Genomic DNA, 15,754 nt, shown 5'->3' with positions numbered 1-15,754 from the left:
GGACTTGATGATGAGTGAAACAATCAAACGGCCGAAGCGCAAGAACCCGATCCTGAAGACGCGTGCGCCGACACTGCCGCCGGACCGCCGCAGCCGCATTGCGCTCGGCCTCGTTCGCGGCGCGGCACTGGGCAACCTTGAACTGCAATGCTGCGCGGCCTGCGGCGCCGTGCAGTATCCGCCACGCGAGGCCTGCGTGCGCTGCCTGTCGGCCGAACTCGAATGGACCGTGATGAGCGGACGCGGCGAACTCGTCAGCGAGACCACGTTGCATCATTCCCAAGAGTTATTCTTTCGCGAACGCATGCCCTGGCGGCTTGGACTGGTCCGTCTCGCCGAAGGTGTCAGCCTCGTAACCCATCTCGACGCGCGCTGCAGCCCGGCACCGACGCCGGTCATCGTGGAGGCCGTGCTCGACCGCGCCGGCCAGGCCGCGCTCGTCGCCAAGCCGGATGGTGGCAATACCGCACTTGCCGACGAGCCGAAACTGCGCAACTTCACGTCGGATCCGAGATTCCGCAAAGTGCTGGTCACCGACGCCAAGTCACCTGTCGGCCAGGCTGTCGTGAAAGCGGTGCTGGAGGCCGGCGCCGACCTCGTCTGGGCCGGCAATTGCGAGCCCTGGAAGAATCCGCCGGGCTGGCCGGCGATTGCAGAACTGCCCAAGGTGACGCTGGTTCCGCTCGATGTCACCGACACCAAATCGGTCAATGAGCTTGCCGCCGAACTCGGCTTCAAGGTCGACATCGTAATCAACACATCAGAACATCATCGCACGTTTGGCATTTTCGGCCGTGCCGGCGTCGAAACCGCACGGGCGGAGATGGAGACCAATTGCTTCGGCCTGTTGCGGCTGGCCCAGGCGTTCGGACCGGTGATGCAGGCGCGCGGCGCCGATGGCGAAACCAGCGCGGTGGCCTGGGTCAATCTGCTGTCGATCTATGCGCTGTCCAATTTTCCGCAGCACGCGACCTATTCGGCATCGATGGCCGCGGCCCTCTCGGTCGCGCAGGCGCTGCGCGCCGAAATGCGCGTCGCCGGCATCAGGGTCGTCAACGTCTTTCCCGGGCCGATCGACGACGAATGGAATCAGCTGCTGCTGCCGCCAAAATTGGCGCCATCGGCGGTCGCCCGCGCCATCGTCGGCGCGCTCAAAGGATCGGTCGAGGACGTCTATCCCGGCGACATCGCGCAGGACTGGCTCGCCCGTTTCCGCGACAATCCCAAGGCACTGGAACGGGAGCTTGGCCGATGAACCCGCATGACCCGGCGCCCGGTATGGAGATTCTCGCAGGCTTCACCACGGCGCTCGCCACCGGCGCGATCCGCATCATCGATCTGACGCAGACGTTGGGTCCGGATTTTCCGAGCATCGTGATGCCGCCGGAAATAGGCCAGAGCCGCGCCTTCCGCATGGAAGAGATTTCGCGTTACGACGAACGCGGCGGCGCCTGGTACTGGAACAATCTGTCCTTTGGTGAACACACCGGCACGCATTTCGACGCCCCGATCCACTGGGTCTCGGGCCGCGACCTTCCCAACAGCTCTACCGATACGATCCCGGTTGCCGATTTCATCGCGCCCGCCGTGGTGATCGACTGCTCGAAGGAATCCGCTGCAGATGCCGACTTCCTGCTGACGCCGGATTTCATCAAGGCCTGGGAAGCTGTGCACGGCAAGATCCCGTCGCGGTGCTGGGTGCTGATGCGCACCGACTGGTCGAAGAAGACCGATCCGGCGGCCTATCAGAATTTCGACGAGGTCGGGCAGCACACGCCCGGCCCCGATCCTGACGCCGTGCGTTTCCTGCTGAATGAGCGCGACGTGCTCGGCTTCGGCACCGAAACCATCGGCACCGATGCGGGCCAGGCGGCGCATTTCCTGCCTCCCTATCCGTGCCACTACTACATGCACGGTGCCGGACGCTATGGCCTGCAATGCCTGACCAATCTCGACCTGCTGCCACCGACCGGAAGCTCGCTGATTGCGCCTCCGCTGAAGATCCAGCAGGGCAGCGGCAGCCCGTTGCGCGTGCTTGCGCTGGTGCCTGCAAACCCTGCGGGAGCGTCGCGCGCATGACTCTGCGTACGCCCGGGATGATTCCGCTTCCACCGGAAGACCGGACGCTGCCGCGCATGCTCGAGATTCAGGCCGGCAGCCACGGCGACCGGAGGCTGGTCTCGTGCGCAACTGATTCATGGACGTTCCGCGAGGCGCGCGACATCGCGGCCGGCCGTGCCGCGACGTTACGCGCGGCCGGCGTTGCGGCCGGTGACCGGGTCGCGATCCTCTGCTCCAATCGCCTTGAGATGCTGGAAATCGTTTTGGGCTGTGGCTGGATCGGCGCCATCGCGGTCCCGATCAACACCGCCGCGATGGGACCGCAGATCGGTTATTACCTTTCGAATAGCGGCGCGCGGCTGTTCGCGATCGAGGCGCAATTCGTCGAACGCCTGGCCCAAATCTTCGAAGGTTTGGTCTCCGAAGGCATGGCCTCCCTTGGTTCGATCTGGGTGATCGGCGGCGATGCCCCGCCCAAGGATGCATCGTCGTCGATGGAGGTCATGCCGCCACGCGCCGCCGTGATCTCGGCGGCGCCCGTCAGTCCCGGCGACACGCTTGCGATCATCTACACCAGCGGCACCACCGGCCCATCCAAGGGCGTGATGTGCCCGCATGCGCAATATTATTGGTGGGGCATCCACTCCGGCCGCATTTTTGGCCTGACGGCAGATGACGTGCTTTGCACGACCCTGCCGCTGTTCCATATCAATGCCCTCAATACTTTCGCGCAAGCGCTTCTCAGCGGCGCGCGCATGGTCCTCGAACCGCGTTTCTCGGCCTCCGGCTTCTGGCCGGCCATGATCCAGAGCGAAGCAACCGTGATCTATCTGCTCGGCGCCATGGTGCCGATCCTGCTGTCGGGTGAACCGCGAGCGGACGAGCGCGAACACAGGGTGCGCACCGGACTTGGACCGGGCGTTCCCGCGGGTCTCGGCGCAGCATTTGCTGCACGCACCGGGGTTACGCTGCTGGAGGGTTACGGCTCGACCGAAACCAATTTCGTCATCGGCGCATCGCCGAAAACGCAGAGGCCGGGAACCATGGGCCGTATCGTCGACGGTTTTCAGGCCCGCGTCGTCGATATCAACGACGTTGAATTGCCGGACGGCGAGGCCGGTGAACTCGTCCTGCGCGCCGACGAGCCGTTTGCGTTCGCGAGCGGTTATTTTGGCATGGCCGAGAAGACCGTGGAAGCCTGGCGGAATCTCTGGTTCCATACCGGCGACCGGGTTATCCGTGACGAGAACGGCTATTTCCGCTTCGTGGACCGGCTCAAGGACGCGATCCGCCGCCGCGGCGAGAACATCTCGTCCTATGAGGTTGAGCAAGTGCTGCTGGCTCACCCTGATATCGAGATGACGGCGGTCTTTCCCGCGCGCTCGGAACTTGCCGAGGATGAAGTGATGGCCGCGATCGTGGTGCGGCCGGGAGCGGCGATCCCGCCCGTCGAACTGATGCAATTCTGCGCCCTGCGGCTGCCCTATTTCGCGGTGCCTCGCTTTGTCGATTTTGTCGCGGACCTGCCACGGACCGAGAACGGCAAGATCCGGAAATACGAGTTGCGCGAACGCGGCGTGACCGCATCGACCTGGGATCGCGAAGCGGCCGGCTACCGCCTGAAGCGGAGTGCCGTGTAATGCATAATTATTTGACACTTAAAATATGTCGGCTTAGATTTTTGACCGATCTGCCGCCGTCGCTTGAGCCGAAGGAAATGCGTCATGGCTGAACGCTCTTTCGCCCGAGAGGTCCAGGACCTCAAACTAGGCAACGGGGATGTCTTCCATGGCGAGGGGATTCTGGCCATCACCAAGGCGCTGCTGCAGTCTGGCGTCGGCTACGTCGGCGGCTACCAGGGCGCGCCGATCTCGCATCTGATGGACGTGTTGGCGGATGCGCAGGACATTCTCGGCGATCTCGGCGTGCACTTCGAAACCTCGGCGAACGAGGCGGCCGCGGCCGCGATGCTTTCGGCCTCCGTGATGTACCCGATCCGCGGCGCAGTGACCTGGAAATCGACCGCCGGCACCAACGTCGCCTCCGATGCGCTGTCCAATCTCGCCTCCGGCGGTGTCACCGGCGGCGCGTTGATCGTGATCGGCGAAGACTACGGCGAAGGCTCCTCCATCATGCAGGAGCGCAGCCACGCCTTTGCGATGAAATCCCAGATCTGGCTGCTCGATCCCCGCCCCAACCTCGAATCCATCGTCAAGGCGGTCGAGGACGGATTTGAGCTGTCGGAAGCGACCAACACGCCCGTGATGCTGGAAGTGCGCATCCGATCCTGCCACGTGCACGGCCGCTTTGCCGCCAAGGACAACAAGCGCCCGGCATTCACGATGGCGCAGGCGCTGGAAAATCCGCGCCGCGACACCAACCGCATCGTGCTGCCGCCGGCCTCCTACATGCACGAGAAGGAAAAGATCGAGCAGCGCTGGCCGGCTGCGGTTTCCTTCATCAAGGCGCGCAAGCTCAACGAGGTGTTCGCGGGCGACATCGACGACGTCGGCATCATCCTGCAGGGTGGCATGTACAATGGCGTGATCCGCGCGTTGCAGGGCCTTGGCCTGGCGGACGTCTGGGGCAACACCCGTATTCCGCTCTATGTCATGAACGTGACCTATCCCTTGATCGACGATGAGTTGATCGACTTCTGCCAATCGAAGCGCGCGGTGCTGATGGTCGAAGAAGGTCAGCCTGACTACATCGAACAGGCCCTGCACAAGGTCCTGCGCAAGGCTGATGTCCCCACAAAAATCTATGGCAAGGGCGAACTGCCGATCGGTGGTGAGTATACCGCAGCCGTGATGGCGGCCGGTGTTCGTAAATTCCTCACCGCTGCCGCGCCCGAAGTGCTACCCGACCACATCCGCGCGCCGAACGACCCGTCGATTCTGGCGCACGACAAGATCAAGGCGCTGGCTGAAGTGGTGCCGGCGCGCCCGCCCGGCTTCTGCACCGGTTGCCCGGAGCGGCCGATCTTCGCGGCGATGAAGCTCGTCGAAAAGGACCTCGGCCCGCATCATGTCGCGGCCGATATCGGCTGTCATTTGTTCTCGATCCTGCCGCCGTTCAACATCGGCGCGACGACGATGGGCTATGGGCTCGGACCGGCCTCGGCGTCCGCGTTCAATGTGAAAGCGGACAAGCGCTCGATTTCGATCATGGGTGACGGCGGCTTCTGGCACAACGGCCTGAGCAGCGGCATCGGCAATGCGGTTTACAACCAGCACGACGGCGTCATCCTGGTGGTCGACAACCATTATACCTCGGCCACCGGCGGCCAGGACATCCTGTCGTCCCGCGCCGACAACAAATCGCGCTCGACCAACCACCCGATCACCGAAGCCGTCAAAGGCATCGGCGCCAAATGGGTGCGCCAGATCGACCGCACCTATGACGTCGGCAAAATGCGCGACACGTTGAAGGAAGCGCTGACCAGCCCCGACAAGGGACCGAAGGTGATCGTCGCCTCCTCCGAATGCATGCTGAACAAGCAGCGCCGGATCAAGCCGCTGTTCAACAAGGCCGTGAAGGGTGGCGAGCGCGTCGTACGCGAGCGCTTCGGTGTCGATGAGGACGTCTGCACCGGCGACCATGCCTGCATCCGCCTCTCCGGTTGCCCCTCGCTTTCGGTGAAGCACACCAGCGATCCCCTGAAGGACGATCCGGTCGCGGCGATCGACAATAGCTGCGTCGGTTGCGGCAATTGCGGTGAGGTCGCCGAGGCCGCCGTGCTATGCCCGTCATTCTACCGCGCCGATATCATCCACAACCCGACCGGCTTCGATCAGTTCATGGCGAAGCTTCGTGGCGGCGTCATCGGCTTCCTGCAGCGACGCCGCGACCGTCGCCGTCTCGCGCTGGTTTGAGGGCATGACCGGATGAACATCATGCTGCAGCCCCCCGCCATCGACCTGACCCAACCGCTTTCGATCGCCGTGCTTGCGATGGGCGGCCAGGGCGGCGGCGTGCTGGTCGACTGGATCGTGGCGCTGGCGGAAAGCCAGAACTGGATCGCGCAGTCCACCTCGGTGCCCGGCGTCGCCCAGCGCACCGGCGCGACCATCTATTATGTCGAGCTGATCCCTGCCCGCGCCGATGCCGCCTATCCGGTGCTGTCGCTGATGCCGGTGCCGGGCGAAGTCGACGTCGTGGTCGGCGCCGAGCTGATGGAGGCCGGCCGCGCCATCCAGCGCGGCCTCGTCACACCCGACAGGACCACGCTGATCGCCTCGTCGCATCGTTCGTTCGCGATCCAGGAGAAGCTGGTGCCCGGTGACGGCATCAGCGATTCCAGCAAGGTGTATGAGGCCGCAGGGGCCGCAGCGAAACGTTTCGTCGCCTTCGACATGGCCACGCTCGCCGACAGCACCGGCAGCGCCATCTCGGCCGTGTTGTTCGGCGCACTCGCCGGCAGCGGCGCGCTGCCGTTCGGCCGCGAGGCTTATGAAGCAACCATCCGCGCCGCCGGCATCGGCATCGAACCGAGCCTGCGCGCGTTCGCGGCGGGTTTTGAGCGCACGCAGGCGGATGCCGCATCCGCGACACCGCCCGCGCCGCCCAAGCCTGCTTCAGCCGGCAAGCTCTATCCAACGCTCGCACCGGTCGGCGATGCCGCTTTCGATGCACTCGTCACCGACGCAAGCACGACTTTCCCCGCGCCCCTGCACGGCATGATCGCTGCAGGCTTGCGCAAGGTCGTCGATTTTCAGGACGTCGGCTATGGCCGGGAATACCTCGACCTCGTCGCAGGCTTTATGCGCCTGGAACGCGGCAGCGATCCTGCGTTGACGCGGGCGGCGGCAAAACATGTCGCCGTGGCCATGACCTATGACGACGTCATCCGCGTCGCCGACCTCAAGACCCGCGCGAGCCGTTTCGAACGCGTCCGCAGCGAGGTTCTCGCAAAGCCCGACCAGCTCGTCTACACCACCGAATTCATGCATCCGCGCATGGAAGAGGTCTTGGGCACGCTTCCCGCGGGCCTCGGCCTCTGGCTCGAAGGCAAGCCTGGCCTGTGCAAGACGCTCGATCGCGTGGTCAATCGCGGACGACGCGTGCAGACCGGCACCATCAGGTGGTTCCTGCCGCTGTATGTCTTGGGTGGCCTGAAGCGTTTTCGTCGCGGCACGCTGCGTCATAAGCGCGAAGTCGCCCATCGCGACGCCTGGCTCGATCTCGCCCGCACGACCGCTGCAAAGGATTACGAGCTTGCCGTCGCCATTCTCGAGGCACGCCGGCTGGTGAAGGGTTATTCCGACACCCACGCGCGCGGCGCGTCGAAATTCGACAGGGTGATTGCGGTTGCACCACGTCTTGCCGGTCGCGCGGATGGTGCGGAGTGGCTGCGGCGCCTTTGCAAGGCCGCGCTATCAGATGAAGAAGGTAAGGCGCTCGACGGCGCGCTTGCCACGGTTGAAACCTTTCTGTGATTGATACGATGGACCAGTTCGACCTCACCGTGACCGATATCCACGCGAAAACCTCGTTGATCCGCGCGATCAAGCTCGCCCGTCCGCACGGCGAGCCGCTGCCCTCCTGGGAGGCCGGCGCGCATGTCAAAGTACGCCTGCCCGATGGCGGGGAACGTTCCTATTCGCTGATCAACACTTCGCTCGATCCGGCAGCGACCACGCGCCCGCACGCCTACCGGCTCGGCGTGCGGCTGGAACAGCCGAGCCAGGGCGGTTCCCAGTTCATGCATGCGCTCAAGGTCGGCGACGTCCTCTCGGTCGCCGCGCCACGGAATAATTTTCCGCTGGAGCCGGCCTCGAAACCGATCGTGCTGCTTGCCGGGGGCATCGGGGTGACGCCCGTGCTCTCGATGGCAACGACGCTCACCGCCAGCAAGCATCCCTACCGCTTCATCTATGCCGGCCGCTCGCGCGACCAGCTCGCCTTTCTCAGCGAAAGCGAGGCGCTGTGCGGCGAACATTTGACCGTTCACACCGACGACACGGCAGGCATCTTCGACGTCAAAGGCCTGATGACCTCGCTCACCGACGACGAACCGCTGTACGTCTGCGGCCCCAAGCCGATGATCGATACCGCGATTCAAAGCGCCAAGGATCTCGGCTGGTTGGACGGACGCCTGCGGTTCGAGATCTTTGCCACCGCAGCCCCCCTTGCCGGCGACCAGTCGTTCGAAGTGGTGCTGAACAATTCCGGCAAGACCTTCCTTATTCCGCCCGACAAGACCATTCTCGCCGTGCTGATCGAAGCAGGTGAAGATCCCATGCACGACTGCCAGCGCGGCGATTGCGGCATCTGCCAGGTCAGCGTGATCGAAGGCACGCCGGACCATCGCGACTACATCCTGACCGATGCCGAGAAAGCGGCCGGTAAGCTCATGCAAATCTGCGTCTCGCGGTCGAAAAGCCCGCGGCTCGTGCTCGATCTTTGATTCCTGAGGAGGTGTTGATGGCCAGATATCGCGGAAATCTCGAAGCAATCAAAGGCCTCGTGCGCGAGACCGAGGTGCATCGCGACGTCTATATCGACGAAGAGGTGTTCCAGCTCGAGATGGAGCATGTCTTCGCCAACACCTGGGCCTATGTCGGCCATGACAGCCAGGTCGCGAAACCGGGCGACTATTACGGCACCACCATCGGCACCCAGCCGATCCTGATGGTGCGTCACACCGACAACACCGTGAAGGTGCTGCACAACCGCTGCCCGCACAAGGGCACCCGCATCACCACCGAATCCTGCGGCAACACCGGAAAATTCTTCCGCTGCCCCTATCACGCCTGGAGCTTCAAGACCGACGGTTCGCTGCTCGCAATCCCCCTGAAGAAGGGTTACGAGAACACCGGTGTCGAGCAGAGCCATGCCGGGCGTGGCATGAGCCCGGTCAAACACGTGCACAATTATCGCGGCTTCGTATTCGCCAAGCTCAATGATGTCGGCCCGGGCTTCGAGGAGTTCTTCGGCGACAGCCTGTCGAGCTTTGACAACATGGTCGACCGCTCCCCTGCCGGCCGGCTCGAAGTCGCCGGCGGCGTGCTGCGCTACATGCACAATTGCAACTGGAAAATGCTGGTCGAGAACCAGACCGATACCTGCCATCCCATGGTCGCGCATGAATCGTCGGCCGGCACCGCGATCGAGGTGTGGAAGAACGCGCCTCCCGGCGCCAAGAAGCCGATGGCGGTGGAGATCTACGCACCCTTCATGGCGCCTTACGAGTTCTTCGAGAACATGGGCATCCGCGTCTGGCCCAATGGTCACGGCCATACCGGCGTGCACCACTCCATCCATTCCGACTATTCCGCGGTGCCCGGCTATTTCGAGAAGATGGCGGCGGCCCATGGCGAGGAGCGCGCCAAGGCGATCCTCAATGAGAACCGCCACAACACGGTGTATTTCCCCAACATCATGATCAAGGGGCCGATTCAGCTGGTTCGCGTGTTCAAGCCGATCGCGGCCAACAAGACGCTGGTGGAGAGCTGGACCTTCCGCCTCGTCGATGCGCCCGACATGCTGCTGGAACGTACCTTGATGTACAACCGGCTGATCAACGCGCCGACTTCTGTGGTCGGCCATGACGACCTCGAAATGTACGAGCGCGCGCAGGAAGGCCTGCATGTCGACGCCAACCAATGGGTCAATCTGCAGCGGCTCTACGACCCCTCCGAAATACCGGACACGACGGCCGTCACCAACGGCACCACCGAATGGCAGATGCGGAACCAGTTTCGCGCCTGGTCGAAATTCATGACGATGTCGATGTGAGTGCTGCCATGACCGCGCCCACCGACCAGCAATTGATCGATTTCGTCGTTCGCGAAACCCGCTTGATCGACCAGCACCGTTTTGAGGAATGGCTCGAACTGTTCGCCGAGGACGGTTTTTACTGGATGCCGCTCGAATGGGGCCAGACCGATCCGAGGCTGACGACGTCGCTGATGTACGAGGACAAGCTGCTGCTCAAGATCCGCGTCGAGCGGCTCAAGGGTAACCGCACCTTTTCGCAGAAGCCCAAGAGCCGCTGTCATCATGTTTTGCAAACGCCGCAAGTCGACAGCCGCAACGAGGCGGCCAACGAATACGTCACCTGGACGCCGATGCATTATGTCGAGACGCGCCTCGACCAGCAGGACCTTTACGCAGCCTGGGCGACGCACACCCTGGCCGTGGTGGACGGCGCGCTCAAGATCAAGCTGAAGCGGGTCGATATCGTCAATTGCGATGCCGCCTTTGGTAACATCCAGCTGTTCATGTGAGACGGTGATGCAGCTCCCGATCGAGTCTCCGGCAACCGTCTTCGCGGCTTTCGCGCGCGCCACCGCAAGCCACGGCGACAAGCCGTTTCTCGCCGTGCTGCCCGAGACGGCGCAGGCCTATGGCATTGCAGCCGGCGAGATCGGCTATGGCGAGGCGTTCGCACGGATTGCAGCGCTGACCGACGCCTATCGGGCCGAGGGCTACGGCCGCGGCCATCGGGTCGGCATCCTCATGGAGAATCGCCCGGGTTTCTTCCTGCATTGGTTTGCGCTCAATGCGCTCGGCGTGTCGCTGGTGCCCATCAATCCGGACATGCGCGCCGCGGAACTGGAGTATCTGATCGGCCATTCCGAGATCGTCGCGGCGATCGTGATTGCATCGCGTCAGGACGATGTCGCGGCCGCAGCCAAGGCGATCGGCCGCGACATTCCTGTCGTCGGGCCGGATGACGAACCGGCGGCGATCCACGCCTCTGCGCAGCCCGGCGCACCCGATCGCGACAGCGAGTGCGCCCTGCTCTACACGTCTGGCACCACCGGCCGGCCCAAGGGCTGCGTGCTGCCGAACGAATATTTTCTCTATGCCGGACATTGGTACGCCACGGTCGGCGGCTTGATCGCGCTGAACCATGGCTCCGAACGGATGCTGACGCCGCTGCCGGTATTCCACATGAATGCGATGGCCTATTCCGCGATGGCCATGGTGACCACCGGCGGCTGCCTGATCGTGCTCGACCGTTTCCACCCCAAGAGCTGGTGGGCCAGCGTCAGGGATAGTCGCGCCACCATCGTGCACTATCTCGGCGTGATGCCGCCGATGCTGATGGGCGCACCCGAAAGCGCCGACGACAAGCGCCATGGCGTGCGCTTCGGCTTTGGCGCCGGCGTCGACAAGGCGCTGCACGATCCCTTCGAGGTCCGGTTCGGCTTTCCGCTGGTCGAAGCCTGGGCCATGACCGAGACCGGCGCAGGCGCCGTGGTCGTCGCCTCCCAGGAACCGCGCCACACCGGCACAAGCTGCTTCGGCCGCCTCGGATCCGAACTCGAGGCTCGCATCGTTATCGATAGTGGCGCAGACGCCGGCGTCAACGAGCCCGGCGAACTTCTGGTGCGCCATGCCGGCGCAGCGCCGCGCTACGGTTTCTTCCGCGAATATCTCAAGGACGCCGAGGCCACCGCGGAGGCCTGGGACGGCGGCTGGTTTCACACCGGTGACGTGGTGCGGCGCGGTCCGGATGGGGCGTTTCATTTTGTCGACCGCAAGAAGAACGTGATCCGCCGCTCCGGCGAAAACATCTCGGCGGTCGAGGTCGAGAGCGTGCTGATGCAGCACCCGGCCGTGCGGCAGGTGGCGGTGGCGCCTGCCCCGGACCCGGTACGGGGCGATGAGGTGTTTGCCTGCGTGGTCAGCGACGGCGATCCACCCGACGCGGCGTCGCGCAACAAGATCGCGGCCGATCTCGTCGCATGGAGTCTCAGCCGCCTCGCCTATTACAAGGCGCCTGGCTATGTCGCGTTCGTGTCGGCGCTGCCGCTGACTTCGACGCAGAAGATCCAGCGCGGCGCGCTCAAGGAGCTGGTCATTGCCACGATCGACTCCGAGATGTGCGTCGATACCCGTCCGCTGAAGCGGCGGACAGTGCAGAAGGCCGGGTGAGATATCATGAGCGAGAGCAACGTCGCCATCATCACGGGCGCCAGCGGCGGCATCGGCCGGGCCATCGCCGAGGCGATGCTTGCCGCGGGTCACCAGGTCATCTCGCTCGACCGGCGCCTGCCGGATTGGTCGCATGCACGGCTGGAGCCGGTTCTGGTGGATCTGTTCGATCCGAAGGCGACGGCGGATGCGGCCCGGGATGTAGCTGCGCGGCATGAGGTTTCGCACATCGTCCACAATGCCGGGATCATCCGGCCCAATCTGATCGAACAGGTAACGGTTGATGACATCGCAGCGCTCAGCCAGCTTCATCTCGGCGCGGCGCTAACGCTGGTGCAGGCCGCGTTGCCCGGCATGAAGCAACGGCATTTCGGACGCATCGTCCTGATCGCCTCGCGCGCCGCGCTCGGCGCCGCCACCCGCACCGCCTATTCGGCGACGAAATCCGGCATGCTCGGCATGGCGCGGACCTGGGCGCTGGAAACCGCCGCGCACGGCATCACGGTCAATGTGGTGGCCCCTGGACCGGTCGAGACCGATATGTTCCACAAAGTCATTCCGCCGGGCAGCCCGAAGGTGGATCAACTTGCCCGCTCGATCCCGGTCGGGCGCATCGGCAGACCGAGTGATGTAGCGCGCGCCGTGATGTTCTTCTCGAGCCGCGATGCCGATTTCATCACCGGCCAGGCGCTCTATGTTTGCGGTGGCGCCAGCATCGGATCAATCGCGCTCTAGATTTTTTCACGCGCGGGGAATGGTCAAGGGCCGCGACTCCCGCGTCTGCGCCGCGAGGCGAACCGCAGCATTGGCGGCGCCAAATCCCTGGTAATCGCGCCGCTGGACGATCTCGAAGAAGAATCGGTCATCGAAGGTGTGGGTGTAGACCTGGAAGAATTCGCCGTCGCCTTCGCGGTCGTACAGAATCTGATTGTCGCGCAGGGCCGTCATCGTCGCGGCATCGAGATCGTATTTGGCTTCGATATCGTCGTAATAATTGTCCGGAATCTTCAGGAAATCCGCACCGCGCGAGCGCATGTCCGCGACAGCTGTGAAAATATCGCTGCATGAAAATGCGATATGCTGGACCCCGGAGCCGAAGAATTCGTGGATGAATCGGGCCGACAGCGTCCGCGTCGCCGACGAGCCGTTCAGGATCACGCGCAAGCCTTGGTTGCCATTGATCAGCGCCTGACTCTGCACAAGGCCGACCGGATCGGCGATCTCCATCTGCGGCAGGCGCTGCAGATCGAGTATGCCGGTGTAGAACAACAGCCAGGACAGCATCTCGTCATAAGGCATCGATTGCGAGATATGGTCGACCGCGTCGAGACGGTCGCTCGCGGCATCGCTGCGCAATGGTTCGAAATCGGTGTCCCAGTTCTTGCCCGCGGCCTCCAGAAAATACAGCAGGCTGCCGCCGACGCCCCGTATCGCGGGGATCTCGAGTTCACCGGGCCCAACCGGCTGATAGAAGGTGTGCGCCTTCAGCGCTTCCGCGCGGGCCATGGTTTTCCCGGCGTCGTCGATGTCGATCGCGATGGCGCAGACGCCCGGGCCATGCGTGACGTAGTGCGAATGAGCAAAGCCATCCGGTTCGCAATTGATGACCAGCTCGATATGGCCTTGCGACCAGCGCTCGACATCCTTGCTGCGGTGGGAACCGGTCTTGCGAAAGCCGAGTTGGCCGAACAACGCCGACAGGCTCCTCGCTTTGGCTTCATCGACGGCGAACTCGACGAAGCCTACGCCGCGGCTCTGCGCTTTGGGCTGCAGCCTCTTCATCGACGCCTTGGAAGAGCTCTTCGCGAGTTCATCCTCCAGCAAGATCAGCGAACGCAGTCCGTCGGTCGCGGTGCGGACCGGCGAGCCGGACCGAAACTGATCGTTGAATATTTCCAGCGACAGCGGGCCGCTGTATCCGGTCGCGGCCACAGCGTCCATGAAGGCCCCAACCGGCAGGTCGCCCTGCCCCGGGAAGCAACGGAAATGCCGGCTCCAGGACAATACGTCGAGACCAAGCTTCGGCGCGTCGGCAAGCTGCACCAGGAAGATCCTGTCCGCCGGAATCGACTGGATCGCGCTGACCGGAAATCCCGGCGCCAGCGCGTGAAAACTGTCGAGAATGACCCCGATCGATTTGTGATCGGCACGGCGCACGATTTCCCAGGCGTCGCGATAGTCATTGACGTGACGCCCCCAGGCCAGCGCCTCGAAACCGACGCGCAGGCCATGCGAAGCCGCGAGTTCGCCAAGGGCGCGGAAATCCGCGGCAGCCCGGTCGATGCCTCCAAGGGACGCTGGTGAAACATTGCTGCAGATCAGCAGCAAGTCGGTCCCCAAATCCTGCATCAGATCAAACTTGTGCGCCGCGCGCGCGAAGTTGCGGGCGCGCTGCGGTTCGGGCATGCCCTCGAAATCGCGGAACGGCTGGAACGCGCAAATTGTAAGGCCGAGGTCGCGGCAGAGTTTTCCGACATCACGCGGGCTGCCGTTGAACGTCAGAAGGTCATTCTCGAAAATTTCGACCGCGTCGAATCCGGCCCCGGCGATGGCACGCAGCTTTTCGTCGAGCGAGCCGCTCAGCGAAACCGTGGCGATCGAGCGTTTGGTCATGCGATTAGCTCCGGAAGGTCCCAGGCGCGTCCCGAGGGCCGCACGATAGAGCTAAAGCATCTTCTTTTTCAACCATTTGGACCAATTGTTATCTCTGGTCTCCGATAACTTTCACTGATTCTCAGCGGACCTATGGCGAAAGCGCCGCATACCGGTCCCGCAAGTCGATGCGCCGCCCGGCGGTGGCGGCTTCGGCGATCGCAAGCGTTGCGAGCAAGGACCGCGCGCCATCCTCGACCGGCTGCAACGAGGAAGCGGCGCCGCGGATAATGTCGCGGAAATGATCGAGCTGCGCGACATAGGGATCGATCGTTGGCGCGTGGAGGCGCTGGGCCTGGATCGGCTTGTTCCAGTCCTGCGCGTCGCCCGCCTGCGTCCATTGCACGAGTTCGGGAAACTCGATCGCACCGCGACGGCCCATGAAGCGGTAGCTGCTTTCGCCGCTGAACGGGAATTCCGGCGCCTCACCCAGACCCTGCTCCGTCGTCCAGGGGGAGACGGCGCTGTCGCTGATGAAAAAGGTGCCGAGCGCGCCATTGTCGAATTCGATCAGCGCGGCGGCGCTATCCTCGACCGCAAAGCCGCGCTGGCGATTCGACGCGATGGCTTCGACGGCTACGATTTCGCCGACGGTGTAGCGCAGGAAGTCGATCTCATGGATCAGGTTGATCAGGATCGGGCCGCCGCCGGCCTCACACCGCCACGGCGCGACCTTGAAGTAATCGGCCGGCTTATGCGTCGCCCAGATCGCCGATACGCCGACGACATCCCCGATTCGGCCATCCCGCAGCAGCGCTTGCAGCGTCTTGACCGGCAGATGGTGGCGGCGGTGGTGTCCGACCAGCGATTTGACACCGCCCTTTCGCACTTCCGTGATCAAGGTGGCCGCGGTCTCGAGCGTATCGGTGACCGGCTTCTCGATCAGGATGTGAATGCCCCGCCGGGCGCATTCGATGCCATTCTCGGAGTGAAGCTGGTTGGGCGAGGCGATGATCACGGCCTCCGGCCGTGCTTCGTCCAGCAGCTGGCGGTAATCGGCGAAGACGCGCGTCCTGGGGTGCTCGGCGGAGACCGCATCGGCATTCACGTCCGCGATGCCGACGAGCTCGTAATCCTCGCGCTCGGCGATTTTGCGCAGATGCTTGCGCCCGATCAGCCCGGCGCCGATCACGCCGATCGTGATGTTCTTCAT

At 63.7% G+C, this 15,754-nt stretch carries 12 protein-coding genes; 10 read left to right on the top strand and 2 right to left on the bottom strand.

All coding sequences use genetic code 11. From position 1 onward, the window contains the following. Window positions 1–10 precede the first annotated feature (10 nt). From ABIE49_RS35295 to ABIE49_RS35250, 10 genes are all read left to right on the top strand, one after another. The gene (locus ABIE49_RS35295; RefSeq protein ID WP_192734440.1) at window positions 11–1,255 is read left to right on the top strand and encodes an SDR family NAD(P)-dependent oxidoreductase; all 1,245 of its coding nucleotides are present in this window, start codon (window positions 11–13) and stop codon (window positions 1,253–1,255) included. Continuing rightward, entirely contained in the window at window positions 1,252–2,079 is an 828-nt protein-coding gene (locus ABIE49_RS35290; protein ID WP_192734439.1) for a cyclase family protein, read from the top strand. The genes ABIE49_RS35295 and ABIE49_RS35290 overlap by 4 nt, the downstream gene beginning before the upstream one ends. After that, window positions 2,076–3,701, top strand: a complete 1,626-nt coding sequence (locus ABIE49_RS35285) for an ATP-dependent acyl-CoA ligase (protein ID WP_210337132.1) — start codon at window positions 2,076–2,078, stop codon at window positions 3,699–3,701. Before ABIE49_RS35290 ends, ABIE49_RS35285 begins: the two co-directional genes overlap by 4 nt. Before the next feature lie 84 nt (window positions 3,702–3,785). Beyond that, the gene (locus tag ABIE49_RS35280) at window positions 3,786–5,936 is read left to right on the top strand and encodes a thiamine pyrophosphate-dependent enzyme (RefSeq protein ID WP_192734438.1); all 2,151 of its coding nucleotides are present in this window, start codon (window positions 3,786–3,788) and stop codon (window positions 5,934–5,936) included. 12 nt (window positions 5,937–5,948) lie between these two features. Then, entirely contained in the window at window positions 5,949–7,499 is a 1,551-nt protein-coding gene (locus ABIE49_RS35275; protein WP_192734437.1) for an indolepyruvate oxidoreductase subunit beta family protein, read from the top strand. An 8-nt stretch (window positions 7,500–7,507) separates the two neighbouring features. Next, window positions 7,508–8,470 (top strand): PDR/VanB family oxidoreductase, encoded by a 963-nt coding sequence (locus ABIE49_RS35270; RefSeq protein WP_192734436.1) that lies wholly within the window; start codon window positions 7,508–7,510, stop codon window positions 8,468–8,470. A gap of 17 nt (window positions 8,471–8,487) precedes the next feature. After that, window positions 8,488–9,801 carry an aromatic ring-hydroxylating dioxygenase subunit alpha gene (locus ABIE49_RS35265; RefSeq protein WP_192734435.1) on the top strand — a complete coding sequence of 438 codons (1,314 nt, stop codon included), beginning with the start codon at window positions 8,488–8,490 and terminating at the stop codon, window positions 9,799–9,801. Window positions 9,802–9,809: 8 nt separating this feature from the next. Further along, window positions 9,810–10,292 (top strand): aromatic-ring-hydroxylating dioxygenase subunit beta, encoded by a 483-nt coding sequence (locus ABIE49_RS35260; RefSeq protein WP_192734434.1) that lies wholly within the window; start codon window positions 9,810–9,812, stop codon window positions 10,290–10,292. Between the two features lie 7 nt (window positions 10,293–10,299). After that, complete coding sequence (locus ABIE49_RS35255; RefSeq protein WP_192734433.1) at window positions 10,300–11,949, top strand: AMP-binding protein; 1,650 nt, start codon at window positions 10,300–10,302, stop codon at window positions 11,947–11,949. A 6-nt stretch (window positions 11,950–11,955) separates the two neighbouring features. Continuing rightward, window positions 11,956–12,684, top strand: a complete 729-nt coding sequence (locus ABIE49_RS35250) for an SDR family oxidoreductase (protein ID WP_192734432.1) — start codon at window positions 11,956–11,958, stop codon at window positions 12,682–12,684. 6 nt (window positions 12,685–12,690) lie between these two features. Here ABIE49_RS35250 and ABIE49_RS35245 read toward each other — a convergent pair whose 3' ends face one another. Beyond that, the gene (locus tag ABIE49_RS35245) at window positions 12,691–14,562 is read right to left on the bottom strand and encodes a bifunctional sugar phosphate isomerase/epimerase/4-hydroxyphenylpyruvate dioxygenase family protein (RefSeq protein WP_192734431.1); all 1,872 of its coding nucleotides are present in this window, start codon (window positions 14,560–14,562) and stop codon (window positions 12,691–12,693) included. Between the two features lie 130 nt (window positions 14,563–14,692). Further along, window positions 14,693–15,754: a Gfo/Idh/MocA family protein gene (locus tag ABIE49_RS35240; RefSeq protein WP_192734430.1), complete on the bottom strand. Its 1,062-nt coding sequence runs from the start codon at window positions 15,752–15,754 to the stop codon at window positions 14,693–14,695.

The sequence above is a fragment of the Bradyrhizobium sp. OAE829 genome, assembly GCF_040546575.1.
GTDB lineage: Bacteria > Pseudomonadota > Alphaproteobacteria > Rhizobiales > Xanthobacteraceae > Bradyrhizobium.
The sequence above is the reverse complement of the archived record's forward strand: the minus strand, read 5'-3'. Positions and strand labels throughout refer to the sequence as shown.

Excerpts from the sequence above, each read along its gene's own strand:
- ABIE49_RS35285 (WP_210337132.1), top strand. The coding sequence starts at position 2,076 with ATGACTCTGCGTACGCCCGGGATGATTCCGCTTCCACCGGAAGACCGG.
- ABIE49_RS35275 (WP_192734437.1), top strand. The coding sequence starts at position 5,949 with ATGAACATCATGCTGCAGCCCCCCGCCATCGACCTGACCCAACCGCTT.
- ABIE49_RS35290 (WP_192734439.1), top strand. The coding sequence starts at position 1,252 with ATGAACCCGCATGACCCGGCGCCCGGTATGGAGATTCTCGCAGGCTTC.
- ABIE49_RS35255 (WP_192734433.1), top strand. The coding sequence starts at position 10,300 with ATGCAGCTCCCGATCGAGTCTCCGGCAACCGTCTTCGCGGCTTTCGCG.
- ABIE49_RS35280 (WP_192734438.1), top strand. The coding sequence starts at position 3,786 with ATGGCTGAACGCTCTTTCGCCCGAGAGGTCCAGGACCTCAAACTAGGC.
- ABIE49_RS35265 (WP_192734435.1), top strand. The coding sequence starts at position 8,488 with ATGGCCAGATATCGCGGAAATCTCGAAGCAATCAAAGGCCTCGTGCGC.
- ABIE49_RS35270 (WP_192734436.1), top strand. The coding sequence starts at position 7,508 with ATGGACCAGTTCGACCTCACCGTGACCGATATCCACGCGAAAACCTCG.
- ABIE49_RS35260 (WP_192734434.1), top strand. The coding sequence starts at position 9,810 with ATGACCGCGCCCACCGACCAGCAATTGATCGATTTCGTCGTTCGCGAA.
- ABIE49_RS35250 (WP_192734432.1), top strand. The coding sequence starts at position 11,956 with ATGAGCGAGAGCAACGTCGCCATCATCACGGGCGCCAGCGGCGGCATC.
- ABIE49_RS35245 (WP_192734431.1), bottom strand. The coding sequence starts at position 14,562 with ATGACCAAACGCTCGATCGCCACGGTTTCGCTGAGCGGCTCGCTCGAC.
- ABIE49_RS35295 (WP_192734440.1), top strand. The coding sequence starts at position 11 with ATGAGTGAAACAATCAAACGGCCGAAGCGCAAGAACCCGATCCTGAAG.
- ABIE49_RS35240 (WP_192734430.1), bottom strand. The coding sequence starts at position 15,754 with ATGAAGAACATCACGATCGGCGTGATCGGCGCCGGGCTGATCGGGCGC.